The sequence below is a fragment of the Chryseobacterium endalhagicum genome, from assembly GCF_016745235.1.
GTDB classification, from domain to species: Bacteria; Bacteroidota; Bacteroidia; order Flavobacteriales; family Weeksellaceae; genus Chryseobacterium; species Chryseobacterium endalhagicum.
In genome coordinates, this window is the sequence record NZ_JAELVM010000003.1 from 818,713 (window position 1) to 833,845 (window position 15,133).

Consider the following 15,133-nt stretch of genomic DNA (forward strand, 5'->3'; position numbering starts at 1 on the left):
CCTGCCACCTAAAAAAACAAAAACCGCCCATTGCTGAGCGGTTCGTTATTGTTACCGGATGTTACCAGATCTTGATTCTGTCTTCCGGAGTTTTGTATAGTTTGTCTCCTTGTTTTACGTCGAATGCTTTGTAGAAAGCGTCAACGTTGATAAGCGGACCAAAGCTTCTGAAATATCCCGGAGAATGCGGGTCAGTTTTCACCTGGTTGATCATATATTTTTCGCTGGATAAGGTTCTCCAAACGGTTGCCCAGCTCAGGAAGAATCTCTGATCCTGAGAGAATCCACTGATTTTCCCTGGATTTCCTTTATCTTTCAGGTACATCTGAAGCGCATCGTAAGCGATATTTACCCCTCCTAAGTCAGCGATATTTTCACCGTTTGTGAAAGTACCGTTCACGAAAGTTCCTTTTACCGGCTCGTATTTGTCATATTGAGCGGCCAGGGCTTTTGTTGCTTTTTCGAAGTTGGCTTTATCTTCCGGAGTCCACCAGTCTACAAGGTTTCCGTCTGCATCAAACTGCGCTCCTGAATCATCAAATCCGTGGCTCATTTCGTGACCGATAACTGCACCGATTCCTCCGAAATTCACAGCAGCATCAGCTTTAGGATTGAAGAAAGGCGGCTGAAGGATAGCAGCAGGGAATACAATCTCATTATTTACCGGATTGTAGTAAGCATTTACCGTCTGCGGCGTCATACCCCATTCTGTTTTGTCAACAGCTTTCCCGATTTTTGCAAGATCTTTGTTGTATTGCCATTCTGTGATATTCTGAAGGTTACCGTATAGGCTTCCTCCTTTAGCTTCAGAAACAATATCCAGTTTTGAATAATCTTTCCATTTGTCCGGATAAGCTACTTTTACGGTAAACTTGTTCAGTTTGTTCATTGCTTTTTCCTTCGTTGTAGAAGACATCCACGCCAGGTTATTGATGTGAACGGCGAAGCTTTTCTTTAAATAATCAATCAGTTCCACCATCTGAGCTTTAGCTTCAGCCGGGAAATATTTTTCAACGTATAGTTTTCCGAAAGCTTCCCCAAGGGTACCGTTGATCAACTCAAATCCTCTCTTGTTCAATGCTCTCTGCTCCTGCTGGCCTCTTAAATATTTACCATAGAAGGCAAATTTCGTGTTTCCAAGGTTTTCGCTCAGGTAAGAAGCACTTCCGTGGATCATGTGGAATTTCAAATAATCCTTAATCACAGGAAGATTCTGAGCATTCACTAATTTATCGAAATCTTTATAGTACCCGATTTCCCCGATGATCACTTTATCAGCGCTTACTCCAACTTTTTTAAGATAAGCAGGAATATCCACCCCTTTTACCAATGTTGAAAGTTCAGCCATTGTTCTTGGGTTGTACTGAAGCGTATTGTCACGGCTCTGCTCGTTCGTCAGATACGTTTTAGCAATGCTTTTTTCGTAATCAACGATTCCTTTAGCGGCAGCATCAGCATTTTTGTAGCCTAATTCTTTAAGCATAGAAGCTACATACTTCTGATATTCAGCAAGAGCCTCTGTATTTTTTTCGTTTACTTTCTGATAGTAATCTCTTCCTAATCCTAAAGAAGCATTTCCTAAGTAAACGGCATTCATTTTAGAGTCTTTCAGATCTGCATCCACACCCCATCCGTAGAATGTATTTTCTCCGTCTTTGGTCACAGAAATCAGATAATTCTGAAGGTCTGCAAGATTTTTAATGGCATCAATTTTATTCAGGTTTTCCTGGATAGGCTTGATTCCATCAGCGTTTCTTTTCTGCATGTTCATATAAGTAGCATACAGATCCTGGATCTTTTTACCCTCGCTTCCGTCAGCAAATTTATCTTTCAGAAGAGAGTTCAGAATAGTCATTGAGTTGTTGTCTGTATCTTCAGCCAGTTTATTGAAACTTCCCCAAGTTGGCTTATCGGAAGGAATTTTGGCTGTTTTCATCCAGGTTCCGCTTACGTAATTGTAAAAGTCATCCTGTGGACGTACAGAAGTATCCATAAGGCTAATATCCAAGCCTTTATCTGTGCTGTTAACTGCTGTTTTCACGGCTTTAGCCTGTCCGTTCACTGTATTCAGCGAGCAAACTCCTGCCAATAAAAACAAAGAAAGCGTTAGTTTTTTCATTATGATAGCAATTTTTTGTTATATGTCTGTCTTTTTTAGAATTTGTTACGATTCTTTTTAATAAAAATTCAACAGGTCTCAATATGGATTGTATTAAACCTTAATAGTTAAAAATTTATTCTGAAATTAATAATCCCACCAGATCCTGGATGATCTTCTGTGAAACAAAATTCATGAAATCAAGCCGGTCTAAATGAGGCATGTACAACTTTGAGGTAACTTCCCTGTCTTTGATCCTGATGGTATAGAAAACGGTTCCCACTTCTTTTCCGTCCTCTCCTTTTCCCGGACCTGCCACGCCTGTTGTGGAAAGGGAAATATCGGTGTCAAACAGTTTCTGGCAGCCAAGCGCCATTTCAGCGGCAACCTGCTCGCTTACCACAGTAAACTGATCTACTGTATCTTTGGAAACCTTTAAAATCTCAATTTTCTTTTCGGTAGCATACGGCACGATCCCGCCGAGAAAGTATTGGGAACTTCCGGAATTGGATGTGATCATTTTTGCGAGCTCACCACCCGTACAGCTTTCTGCTGTTGAAATCGTAAGTTTTCTCTCGATAAGAAGTTCTGCCAGTATTTTTTCTATTTTGTCCTCAGTCACGGCAATGACATGACCTTCCACAAGGGGAAGAAGTTTCCGGATCTCATCCTCAGCCTGCTGTTTCAAAGCCTCTTCGTTATCTCCTGATGCTGTAATCCTCAGCTTTACACGGGTTCCAACAGGCAGATAAGACAACGCCATATTTTCAGGCAGGGCCAGTTCCCATTCTTCAATAGTGTCTGCAAGGATACTCTCAGGAATTCCCACTACAGAAACTATTCTTGTGTGGATATAATAAAGGTTGAATTTTTCTTTTAAATAAGGAACAATCTGATCTCTGATCAACGGTTTCACTTCATAAGGAACGCCGGGAAGACTGAAAGATAATTTTCCGGCCTGCTCCATCATCATACAGGGTGCAGTTCCGAAATGGTTCTGAAAAACGGTAGATTTTGTAGGTACGAAAGCCTGTTCTTTATTCCTTTCAAGAATATCGATGCGGCCCCGCTTTTCCATATAATTTTTAAGGTGATTGAATGTGACCTTATCCAGCGCAATTTCGTCATTGAAATATTCTGCCAGCGCTTTTTTGGTTTTGTCATCCCTTGTCGGACCCAGGCCTCCTGTTGTAATCACCAGGTCACCCAGCTCAAAAGCAGCTTTTAAAGTAGTTTTAATGGTATCAATCTCATCAGATATTGTGAAGATCTGTGTAACCTGTATGCCAATATTTTTAAGCTCGGTAGCTATAAAATTGGAATTGGTATCAACCGTGTTTCCGGAAAGAATTTCATCACCTATAGTAATGAGAACAGCTTTTTCCATATCGTAATTCTTGAAAAAAAATCTTCTGCAAAGGACGGTAAAAAAGGTGAATGGGCAAAATAGGTTAGAGGCGAAAAAGAGAAAGGGCCAAATCGCTATTCCGCTCTTTTGCCCTTTTGTTGTAAAATTACTGGTTATGCTTCACCCAAATAAGCTCATCCGTCTTATAACCAAGCTTTTTTGCTTTTTCAAGGAATCTTTGTCTGATACTTTCGGGGATGGTTGTCGTACGGGAAAGGATCCAGAGGTATTTTAAACTGCTTCCGGCCACCAGTGCATACTGGTAATCTTCATCAATATCAATCACGTTGTAGCCGGCCCATACCGGTTTAAAGAATGAGACTTTCAGGCGGGCTTCAGTTTTATCTTTTACAAACCTGGCTTCCCCAATCGCTTCTTTCCATTCCTTTTTAACGTAATTATAGCCTTTGTTGCTGACACGGATGGAACCGTTTGGATTTTCTGAATATTCAGCGGTGACGTTGTCCATATTTCTTTCGAATCTGTAATCGAAACGGGCAATTTCGTACCACCTTCCCAAATATTTTTTAGCATCAAAATTACTGACTGCTTTTGCTCCTTTTGGAATACCTGCTGAACAGGAATGATACAGAATCAGGCCTAAAACACCTAATGTAACCGGAACAGCAATTTTCTGAAAAGTCTTCATAATGGAATATTTTGCGTGATTGCCATGAAAACTTCAAAAATAATGCCTTTAAGATGTTAAGGAACAATAAATTCTAGGAAAAGACCTTCAGGAAATTGTCCTTAAAGCTGCCTGAAACTTCAATCTCCGTATCATCTGAAAGCATTACGGTTCCGCTTTTATGGTAAGATTTTACAAAACCTGCATTGATGATATGGGAACGGTGAACCCTTACAAAAGGATTTTCGAGAAGATCATCAAAATGCTTCAGGAATCGGCAAACCATTTTCTTTGAGCCATCGGTAAGATAAACCTGGGTAAAGTTTCCATCTGCCTGCAGCCTTAAAATATCCTCTGTTTTCACCACATCAAACCCCTGAAGTGTAGGCAGAATGAGCTGCTGTTTTTCGGGTTTTAACTTTAAATTTTCGAGGAGAATTTTATTACGGTTAAGTTCTTCTTTTTTTTCAAGGCTTTCCGCTACTTTATTAACCGCCAGAATAAGTTCCTGGATATCTATCGGCTTTAAAATATAATAACTGGCAGATTTATTAAGCGCCTGCAGTGAATATTGGGAAAATGCGGTGATAAAAATAGTTTCGTAGGAAAACTCCTTAGTTGCTTCCAGCACATCAAATGCATTTCCGAACGGCATTTCCACATCCAGAAATACCAGTTGCGGCTGTTCTTCAGCGATCAGAGGAACGGCTTCTTTGATATTTTCCGCCTCGCCTACAATTTCTATCTGCGGGCAGTATTTGGTGAGATAATTCCTAAGGACTTCTCTTGCAATGAGCTCATCGTCTACGATTACGGATTTTATTTTCATTTTAAGGGATTAGGTTTTAGGGATTAGGGATTAGGGATTAGGGAAAGGAAATGTTATTGGTATTTTCCGTTTTTGAATTTCAGGATGTTGTATGAGGTATGTGATACTTCATTTTGTTTGCAGTCTCCGTTTTTTTCTTCGTTTTTTGTATTGACGGATATGGTTTTGATCTTTAAATCTGTAAAATTATTGGTTTTTGTTTTATCCATCATGATTACGGAATTTTCGTCATTAAACTCCCCGTTGCATCGGGTATCCCATTCTCCGCCATGGGTATTTAATTCTAAATTATTTAAAACTTTTTTAATCCCGGCTCCAGCAGGATAATACAGCGAAATGACTTCTGATGAATAAGGATTGGGCTGGCTTCCGTTTCTGACACTTATTTTCACTCCAAATGCCCTGATTCCATTGCTGATATGGTATAAACCCGTATCTATCGTAATTTCCTGAAGCATTACCGCATCGGAAGTGATTTCATGAGGATCGAAATACTGGTTTTTAATTCCTCCGTTTTCATCTGTAATGACAATATAATTCCTGAATACAAAAAAGCCGTCCCCATCTTTTTCCTGCACGACAGGAATAACGGCAATATAGGAATCCTGTTCGTTCGGCATTTTCTTTTCGGTAGAGAACTCTTCTTTGATATTCGTTTTATCCAGTTTCAGATGTTTCACTATATTTTCATAGCGGACACTGTTGATTTCCTGTCCGTGCACTGTTGCTGTGAATATCACAAACCAGATGAATATATATTTCTTCATTTCCATGCTATTAAGCCAGATTGATTTTTATATGAACTAAAACGCCGCTGCTGCCTTCCTTATCCTTGATGGAACAGGTGATGTCTTTTTTATACAGCTCATTCAGCAGCCTGATTCTTTCTACCGTATTTTTCATCCCGCGTCCTTCTCTTGTCTTCTGGTGCTCGGTCTTTTGCTTTTTACTTTCTTCAATCCCGATGCCATTGTCTTCAATGGTGATTTTTAAATACTGGTCTTCTTTTTCAAAACTTAATTTCAAAAATCCTTTATCATTTCTGTAGCGCAGCCCGTGCCAGACGGCATTTTCAAGGAACGGCTGAATGAGCATTCCGGGAACTTTCAGGCTCTGCATATTCAGGCTTTCGTCTACCTCAATTTCGTAATCGAATTTATCGGCAAAACGTGTTTTTTCAAGGGCAAGATAATTCTGAAGCAGATCCAGCTCCTGCTGGAACGGAATAAAATCCTCGGCAGAATTTTCCATTACACCTCGCATCAGCTTTGAGAATTTCGTCAGGTACTGGTTGGCTTCCAGCTCGTTATTCGTCGCAATAAAATGATTCACACTGTTTAAACTGTTGAAGATAAAATGCGGGTTCATTTCACGTCTCAGCGATTGCAGGGCGATTTTTTTATTTTTAATCTGAACTTTTTTCAGGGTTCTGAAAATAAAGATGATCAAACCGGTCAGCAGGATCAGAACTCCGATCAGGCTGTAATTAAATACACTTTTCTTGCGGATCAGCTCGTCTTTAAGCCCTTTTTCTTTTTCAAGCTGTGAGATTCTCTGTTCAGTATCTTCAAGTATTTTATTGTCTACAAGGCTTCTGTCCTTTGAAACCAGATCAGGAAGTTTCCCCAGAAAATCCCGGTACAATGTCACAGAAGCATTGGTATTTCCCGATATATTGTAAAGGCTGTCCAGTCTTTTTACACTTTTCTGCGCTTCCAGGGTATGTCCTTTTTCAAGGGCAATTCCGTATGCATTTTTAAGTAAGACCACCGCTTCCTCAGGATCATTTTTCTTAATATAAATATCGGCCAGCTCCTGAATCTGATTGACTTTTTCCTGTGAATTCTCTTTCACAAAATCTTCTTTCAGGACTTTCTTTTTGGCTTCAATGGCTTTTTCAAAATTCCTGTTTTCAACATAGAAATTGGTCAGCTTCTGATTGATCTCCAATGCCTGCTGCGGTGCTTCTTTTTTAGACAGAACATACGCGTTGTTCAGGTTTTCTTCCGCTTTGGGAATATTATTCTGCTGGATATTCACATCAGCCAGCTGACTGTAATTTTCGGCCAGATCGCCTTTATCCTTTTCTTTAAGATTGAGTTTAATATTATCCTGGATGGCTTCCGCTCTCTGTTCAGGTGTCGGAGAAGAAAGTCTGGCAGCATCATTGGTATTCACGGCCTTGCTTTTTTCACTGTAGCTCATCTCGGCGGCCATGCTGTAATTGCTGATCGCCGGAGTTATTTTGTTCTGTTTTTCCTGGGACTGGGCAATTTTCCGGGTAACGGATTCCAGATTTTTTTTATCATTGAGATTTTTGTAAATCGTTCTGGCCTTCACCAAAAACTCTTCACTTTTGGCATAATTCCCTTGATTGTAATAATCACCGGCAATTCCCACATAGCTGTCGGCCACGCCTTTATTATCATTATTGTCTACCGCTTTTTTCAGCCTGGCTGTAGATTTATAAGCCTTGGTAACCCGCGTAGAATCCTGTGCCTGACAGAAATTTCCTGCAGCCAGAATGAAGATAAAAAGTATTTTAAAAACTATATTCACGGATTTCAGATCTTTAATGCAAAGTAACTAAAACTTTATGTATCTGATCCTATTCTCCACCAAGTCAAAACTCTGTTTCACCAAGTTTGATTGAAATATAGGGTACTGTAATTTTTTTTAACCAGTTTGGGACAAGAAGTTAAGAGGAAAAGGCTGGAAGATGGAAGCTAGAGGCTGGAGGTTACTACACACAATAATATTAAATAGCTGCCTTTAAATTTATAGAAGTAGATTCAAAAATTAATAAACCGCGATATATCTCTGTCTTCGGGCTTCAATAACTTCCCTCTTCCAGCTTCAAACTTCCTGACCCTATTATACAAACGAAAATGCATTATTCCGAACTCAGGTTAATGAGTAAAAATCATTCTGATTTTTAAGCCGGGGTTTTAAAAGTTTGATAAAGGGGATTTATTATATACCACTGAAGCGTGAGTCTTTTGCTATCTTTGTCTGGTACTTACATTAAAATCATGAATAAAAAACTCCGAATTATACTTGTAGCTTTATTTTATGCAGGTAGTTTTAATGCACAGATCTACATTCAGAATGTAACGGTTGCGGATGTTATCCATAAAAAGATGATTCCGGGCCAGACTGTTATCATGAATGGCAAAACCATTACAGCAGTAAAACCCAGCAAGCAGGTTAAAATCCCTCAGAACTCCCATGTCATTAATGGTGAAGGTAAATACCTGATTCCCGGGATGACGGATGCGCACGTTCACTTTTTTCAGAGCGGAGGCTTGTATACCAGACCGGATGCCCTTGATCTCAGAAAGCATGTTCCTTACGAAAAAGAGATCAGCTGGAGCCATAATCATATGGAAGGTCTTATGCAGCGTTATCTTAAAATGGGGATTACTTCGGTCATTGATCCGGGAGCGACCTATAATTTGCTGAAACTTAGAGATTCCCTGAAAGTCAATGAGCGTCTGCCTTCAGTGTATATGTCCGGACCGCTGATTACCACATACGAACCGGAAGTTTTTAAAAATCTCAATAAAAATGAACCTTTCAGGCTGCTTACATCCATTGATGATGCCAAAAAGCTGGTACAGGAACAGATTCCCTACAAACCTGACTTTATCAAAGTATGGTATATCATCACGGGAGATCCTGCTAAAAAGAAAGAACAGACGAAGAAGCTGGAACCAACCATAAAAGCTGTTATTGATGAAGCCCACAGAAATAATTTAAAAGTAGCCGTTCATGCTACAGAACGCTTTACGGCAGAAACCGCAGTACTCAACGGTGCTGATTTTCTGGTTCATAATATAGAAGATGAGATCATTTCTGATGATTTTGTAAAGCTTTTAAAATCAAAAAAAGTCATTGTAAGCCCTACCCTCACGGTCATGGATAATTATTATGATACCTATGGACAAAAGAAAGTCTACAATACTTACGAACTGGAAAATTCCGATCCTGAAAGCATCGGCTCTATGTACGACCTGAAGCATCTTACGCAAACCTCAGATTCTGTGGTGCTCAATAAGTTTAAAGCAAGATTCAATACCCCTCAAACAAAAGCTTATATTTCAAAAATGGATTCTATCCGGAAAGTCAATCTCAAAAAACTGGCTGACGGAGGGGTAATGCTTGCTGCAGGTACCGATGCCGGAAATATCGGAACTCAGCATGCTTCATCTTTCATTGCGGAACTTAAAGCCATGAAAGAAAGTGGGATGAACGAATGGCAGGTCCTTCAGTCAGCGACCATCATTCCTGCAAAGATCCTTAATAAAGAAAACGAGTACGGCAGCATAGAAGCAGGTAAAACCGCCGATTTTGTATTACTGAATGCTAATCCGGTTGATCAGCTGGATAATCTTACAAAAATCGATCTGGTGATGAAAAACGGGTTGCCTGTAGATCTGGCAAAAATTGTAAACGTCACACCGGAATCTCTGGCCCAGCAGCAGCTTAATGCGTACAACGCAAGAAATATTGATGCTTTTCTGGAACCTTATGCCGAGGATGTGGAGATGTATTTATTCCCTTCAAAGCTGATCAGCAAAGGAAAAGAGGCTATGAGAAAAACCTATTCCGCTATGTTTGAAAAATATCCTGATCTGCACTGCGAGCTTAAACAGAGGATCGTGAATCTTAATTCTGTTATTGATAAGGAAAGTGTTTCCGGAATGAGACCGGGTATGAAAACCGAAGCAACGGCTATCTATGAGATTAAAAATGATAAAATTTCAAAGGTTTACTTTTTATATTAAAATGTGACTGGAGGCTGGAAGTTACTGCCGGAAACCATGTCAAGGTTTTGAACCTTGACATGGTTTGTTGATAAAAAAAGCCTATTCAAAAAGCTTGAAAAGACGATTCTCACGGGGATCGTCTTTTTTTTGACCATCCACCAAGTGAAAAGCTCATTTCACCAAGTCTCTTTATTTCGGGTTCCGGATCGCAGTAATTTTACATCAGAATTTAAAACAGAAAATTATGAAATTAAGACATTTTTTATTAATCGGGATCTTTACACTGGGAAGTTTTGCGAATGCACAGGAAGTAAAGAAAAATGCAATTGAAGTTACAGGAATGGCAGAAATGGAAGTGGAACCGGATGAGATCATCTTCAGCATCGGCATCAAAGCTGATAACAAGAATGAACTGGCAGACAATGAAAAGAAGCTGTTCGAAACGTTGAAGAACGGAGGTGTTAAAAACGAAGACATCAAATTCAAATCCATGTACCAGAACATATATGCTAAAAACGGAAAGTTCACGAAGAGCTACCAATTTAAAGCCAATACAAAAGCGAACATCAGCAAAATATTTGAAGACCTGAACCAGAAATGGGTAAGCAACCTGAATGTAGCTGAAGTGAAAAACACTAAAATAGCAGATTTCAGAAAAACGATTAAGATCAATGCTTTAAAAGCAGCAAAAGAAAAGGCAGATTACCTGTTGGAAAGTATGGGTAAAAAAACCGGAGCTCCTCTGGAAATCATCGAAATTGAAGATTATACCAGCGATATGGTTCTACCCGTAGCCTATAAAAGCAGTGTGAGAAATATGCAGCTGGAAGCAGCAGATGCCGCGGTAGATTTTTCTTTTGACAATATTGAGAATATCAAGCTGAAATACAGCATTAAAACAAGGTACGAAATCCTTTAAAATTAACAGATTTAAGACAGTCCGAAAGGGCTGTTTTTTTGTTTTTCAACCTGCTTTTTCAACTCACCAAGTGAAAGGCCTGTTTCACCAAGTCTCCCGGTTTTGAGCCTTAAATACTGATAATTTTACTTCAGGAATTTAAAATAATATACTATGAAACGCTATTTAATACTACTCATTGCATTTTCTGTTTCATTTTTAAAAGCACAGGAAATAAAAAAAGAAATTGATATAAAGCAGGCTACCGTATACCTGCAGGGAGCCAAAGTTTTCGGAAGCACCAATATCAGCCTTCAGAAAGGAAAAAATAGGGTGAGAATCATCAATCTTCCGAACAATCTGGACGAAAATACCTACAAGATCAATCTTGAAAAAAATACTACGCTTCTTTCTGTGACGCCACAGAGCAACTTCCTGAAAAGTGACGAATTATCTGAAGGAGAAAAGAAACTGGATGATGAAAGAAAAAAATTACAGCGCCAGGCCAGTCTCCTGAACATTCAGATCAAAAATCTGACGGGTGAGCAGAATATCATCAATGATAATTTAAAGATTTCCACCAATGATAAATCTACTCCGCAGGAACAGCTGATCAAACTGACTGAATTCTACAGAAAAAGAATGCTGGAAATTGACAACCAGGTTTTTGTACTGAATGAGCAGAAATCTGTTTTGGATGAAAGCATTGCCAAAATCAATAAGCAGTCCGCGGAAGAGCAGACGAACAAAAATACCAACAGAAAAGAGCTTCTTCTGGAAATCCTTGCAGATTATGAAACGAACCTGAACTTAGGCGTAAGCTATATTGTTTCTGATGCGGGATGGATTCCATCTTACGACCTGCGTGCAGAATCTGTAAAAAAACCTCTTGAAATGGTTTACAAGGGAAAAATCTATCAGAAAACCGGTCAGGACTGGAAAAATGTAAAACTGTTTGTGTCAACGTACAGACCTTCTTACAACCAGAACAGACCTATTCTGTCTCCGCTTTATGTAGCTGAATATACGGCTTACAACGCACAGGCTGAAACGGCCAATTACAAATTAAAAGCAGCAGCCAAGGAAGTTAATTCTTACCAGATGAGAGATGAGGTCGCGGTGGCAGCACCAAGCCAGATTCCTGTAGCAACAGTTTCGGACAGCCAGATGAATGTGATTTATGAACTCAATTATAATCAGACCATCTTAAGCCAGGAAAAAGAACAGTACGTTATTCTTGACAAAAAACAGATTGAAGCTACCTACAAATACCACACAGTTCCAAAACTGAATAACCAGGTATTCCTGATGGCCTTCATCAAAAACTGGCAGAATCTGAACCTGATTTCCGGAGAAGCCAATATTTATTTTGAAGATAATTATATCGGAAAAACAGATATCACCACCCATTATGTAAAGGATGAATTCCCGATTTCTCTGGGTGTGGACGAAAGAATTACGGTGAAAAGAATCAAGCTGGAAGATAAAACTTCGCAAAAAACACTGAACAGCAATAAATGGGAAACAGAATCCTATCAGATCAGCATCAGAAACAATACGAAGGAAAGCATTGAACTGGAAATCCTTGATCAGCTTCCGATCAGCGAAAATTCTAAAATTCAGGTTAAAGCCCTGGAAATTGGAAACGGAAGTTTTGATGAGAAAACGGGCAGCATTCTTTGGAACAGAAATATCGGCAGCGGAAGCTCGGACAAAATTAATTTCTCCTACGAAGTGAAGTATCCGAAAGAAATGCAGATTCAATATTACAGCAGATAACCAATAAAAAAATATATTATGACAACTTTAAAAATCTTATCAATGGCCGCAGGTGTAGCGTTTTTAAGCTCCGGCAGTTTATCAGGCATACGCTGTTCGGACAGTAATAAAACGAACAGAGCAACACAGCTACAGAATGCTTCCATAGCCCCAACAGTAACCGCGGGAAAAGACAATAAAATTCAGGTCGCCCTTCTTCTGGATACCTCCAACAGCATGGACGGGCTCATCGATCAGGCGAAATCCAGACTATGGAATATTGTGAATACACTAACCACTTTAAAATACAACGGCCAGGCTCCACAGGTAGAAATTGCTCTTTATGAATACGGAAATGACGGGATCCGTGATGAAAATTACATCCGGCAGGTAACACCGCTTACCCAGGATCTGGATCTGGTTTCCGAGAAACTGTTTTCTTTAAGGACCAACGGTGGAAATGAATATTGTGGGGCCGTGATCCGCGATGCGGCAGCCAATCTGAACTGGGACGGCAACGAAAAAAGCATGAAACTTATCTACATCGCCGGAAATGAATCATTTGACCAAGGAAAAATAGATTATAAGGATGTGATTTTAAAAGCAAAAAATAAAAACATCTATACAAACACTATTTTCTGTGGAAGCAGAGAGGAAGGAACCCAAACCTTCTGGCAAAACGGAGCCACCGTAGGAGGCGGTAAATATTTCAATATCGACAGCGACAGGAAGGTGATCTACATTGAAACACCATATGATGTAAGAATCTCAGAATGCAACGCCAAACTGAATAATACCTACATCTACTATGGAAGTCATGGCTCTGAATACAAGCTTAAGCAAGCCGCGCAGGACAAAAATGCTGAAGTGCAGTCGGTATCAAATTATGTGGAACGAACCGTTGCCAAGTCCAAAAAGAACGCCTATAAAAATGATCACTGGGATCTGGTAGACAAAGCTGAAAAAGATGCCGGTTTTATTGCCACCGTTAAGGATGATGCGCTTCCCGCCGAACTGAAAGGCAAAAGCAAAGAGGAACTTAAAAAAGTGGTTGCTGTAAAATCTGCGGAACGTGGAAAAATCCAGAAAGAGATTGAAGAACTGTCCAGAAAACGCCAGGAATATATTGATGCTGAGATGAAAAAACGAGGCGGCGCAGATTCTGATGATCTTGGAAAAGCCATTCAAAGGTCTATCATAGATCAGGCGAAAAAAAACGGGTACACCAACTAAAACAGATGCCGGCCAGAAAATGAGCCGGCATTTTTTATTTTATCTGATAAATTGAAAAAAATGACGAGCCGCTACCCAGCAGTTCCAACGACAGCAGGCTGGTCTTGGCTCCAAAAAACATCTGATCCCCGGCCTCCAATGCCACTATTGTCTGTGTATTTCTTGTAGGAGGTGAAACATTGATTCCCAAAACACTTACATTAAGGTAACTTTCATCTGCAATCAATTCAGGAGAGCTGCTCCCTCTTTTTACAAAGATTCCTACTCCGAAATCCCCTGCAGAGAGAAGGGAAGATCCTTTCAGCTGGACGTATACCTCGTATATTCCTTTCCGTGGGGCCGTGAATATACTGTTTACCATATTGAAATCGTTATTTTCATCAATCTTTTCCTGATCAAATGATACTTTCAGCCAATTTGAGAGTAAGACAACAGATAGTAAAACAGTCCCGCCGCTTACGGAGCCGGAAACATATGACCTTCCTGAATTCAATACCTGATCTCTTGAAATGGTCTGAACATAACCACCGTTGGTTTTCACAAGGATGGAGTCACCACAGGAATCGCCTTCACATTTTTCTACTTCCCGTACACGGAGGTTACCATTGACATCTAACATAGCCTTCGGATCATTAGTATTAATACCAACCTGAGACCATAGATCTCCTCCCGATAACAAAAGAAATAGGATTAGAATAAATTTTATTGTTTTCATGATTGTCGATTTAGCATAACAAATTTATGTTTTCCCAACACAGAAAAACCACTTTACTCCACTGCGAAGTGATTTATTAACTACGGCTAAATGATTTCTTAACATAGGTTAATAACCAATCAAAAAAAACTTTTAGCATCATATTTATCCTAGCCTTGGATCAAGAAACTTAAATAATATTTATAACTTCGAAATTATAAAAACACAATTTAAATGAAATACAATGAATTTATAGAAACTTATTTTGATCAAAATAAGTTTTTAAACGACCGCGATAAAGAAAAGCTAACGGAAATGGTTCAGATTATTAATTATCCCGCAAATAAAATCATCATGCACAGAGGTGAGCCTATGAAACAGGTGGGGATCGTAGCTGAGGGCCTGATAAGAGCCTATGACAAAAACAATAAGACCGTCTGGCTTTTCTCAGAAAACAGTACATACGGATCCATGGAAACTCTAACCCTTAATCGCCCTTCATCATTAACTTTTGAAACGCTGGAGGAAACTTCCCTATTCATGTTCAATTATAATGATCTCGAGAATACCATCAGGGATTATCCCAATATTACGGCTCTCCTGTTAGCGCTCTGGAAAAAAACGGCAATGGATATTTATGTTAAATTCTACTCTTTTTTGCATCTTACTCCTGAAAAAAGATACCTCCAGCTGCTTCAGCAAAATTCGAAGCTTATCCTCCGGGTAAAATCCAAGGATCTGGCTACCTATCTTGGAATGCACCCTGTCTCGCTGAGCAGGCTGAAAAAAAGATATTTTATACAAAATAAATAACTGTA

12 protein-coding genes are annotated in these 15,133 nt (G+C 39.5%); 5 read left to right on the forward strand and 7 right to left on the reverse strand.

The features are described 5' to 3' along the window. Positions 1–61: 61 nt before the first annotated feature. From JET18_RS19250 to JET18_RS19275, 6 genes are all read right to left on the reverse strand, one after another. Entirely contained in the window at positions 62–2,119 is a 2,058-nt protein-coding gene (locus JET18_RS19250) for a M13 family metallopeptidase (RefSeq protein ID WP_202093833.1), read from the reverse strand. 115 nt (positions 2,120–2,234) lie between these two features. Continuing rightward, positions 2,235–3,485 (reverse strand): CinA family nicotinamide mononucleotide deamidase-related protein, encoded by a 1,251-nt coding sequence (locus JET18_RS19255; protein ID WP_202093835.1) that lies wholly within the window; start codon positions 3,483–3,485, stop codon positions 2,235–2,237. Positions 3,486–3,612: 127 nt separating this feature from the next. Next, the gene (locus tag JET18_RS19260) at positions 3,613–4,155 is read right to left on the reverse strand and encodes a lipocalin family protein (RefSeq protein WP_202093837.1); all 543 of its coding nucleotides are present in this window, start codon (positions 4,153–4,155) and stop codon (positions 3,613–3,615) included. A gap of 73 nt (positions 4,156–4,228) precedes the next feature. Further along, positions 4,229–4,963 carry a LytR/AlgR family response regulator transcription factor gene (locus tag JET18_RS19265; protein ID WP_202093839.1) on the reverse strand — a complete coding sequence of 245 codons (735 nt, stop codon included), beginning with the start codon at positions 4,961–4,963 and terminating at the stop codon, positions 4,229–4,231. A gap of 53 nt (positions 4,964–5,016) precedes the next feature. Beyond that, positions 5,017–5,730: a PA3715 family protein gene (locus JET18_RS19270; protein WP_202093842.1), complete on the reverse strand. Its 714-nt coding sequence runs from the start codon at positions 5,728–5,730 to the stop codon at positions 5,017–5,019. A gap of 10 nt (positions 5,731–5,740) precedes the next feature. Then, a complete protein-coding gene (locus JET18_RS19275; protein ID WP_317193276.1) occupies positions 5,741–7,522 on the reverse strand; it encodes a histidine kinase in 1,782 nt (593 codons plus the stop codon). A 473-nt stretch (positions 7,523–7,995) separates the two neighbouring features. Here JET18_RS19275 and JET18_RS19280 point away from each other — a divergent pair, with 473 nt between their 5' ends. From JET18_RS19280 to JET18_RS19295, 4 genes are all read left to right on the forward strand, one after another. Then, positions 7,996–9,750: an amidohydrolase family protein gene (locus JET18_RS19280; protein WP_202093851.1), complete on the forward strand. Its 1,755-nt coding sequence runs from the start codon at positions 7,996–7,998 to the stop codon at positions 9,748–9,750. A 226-nt stretch (positions 9,751–9,976) separates the two neighbouring features. After that, complete coding sequence (locus tag JET18_RS19285; protein ID WP_202093853.1) at positions 9,977–10,651, forward strand: SIMPL domain-containing protein; 675 nt, start codon at positions 9,977–9,979, stop codon at positions 10,649–10,651. A 153-nt stretch (positions 10,652–10,804) separates the two neighbouring features. Beyond that, positions 10,805–12,409: a DUF4139 domain-containing protein gene (locus tag JET18_RS19290; protein WP_202093855.1), complete on the forward strand. Its 1,605-nt coding sequence runs from the start codon at positions 10,805–10,807 to the stop codon at positions 12,407–12,409. Positions 12,410–12,427: 18 nt separating this feature from the next. Next, the gene (locus JET18_RS19295) at positions 12,428–13,621 is read left to right on the forward strand and encodes a vWA domain-containing protein (protein ID WP_202093857.1); all 1,194 of its coding nucleotides are present in this window, start codon (positions 12,428–12,430) and stop codon (positions 13,619–13,621) included. Positions 13,622–13,655: 34 nt separating this feature from the next. On the opposite strand, the gene JET18_RS19300 is transcribed toward JET18_RS19295, so the two are convergent. Continuing rightward, positions 13,656–14,336, reverse strand: a complete 681-nt coding sequence (locus tag JET18_RS19300; RefSeq protein ID WP_202093859.1) for a hypothetical protein — start codon at positions 14,334–14,336, stop codon at positions 13,656–13,658. 213 nt (positions 14,337–14,549) lie between these two features. Between JET18_RS19300 and JET18_RS19305 the strand changes: the two genes are divergently transcribed. Next, positions 14,550–15,128 carry a Crp/Fnr family transcriptional regulator gene (locus JET18_RS19305; protein WP_202093860.1) on the forward strand — a complete coding sequence of 193 codons (579 nt, stop codon included), beginning with the start codon at positions 14,550–14,552 and terminating at the stop codon, positions 15,126–15,128. The last annotated feature ends 5 nt before the right edge of the window (positions 15,129–15,133 follow it).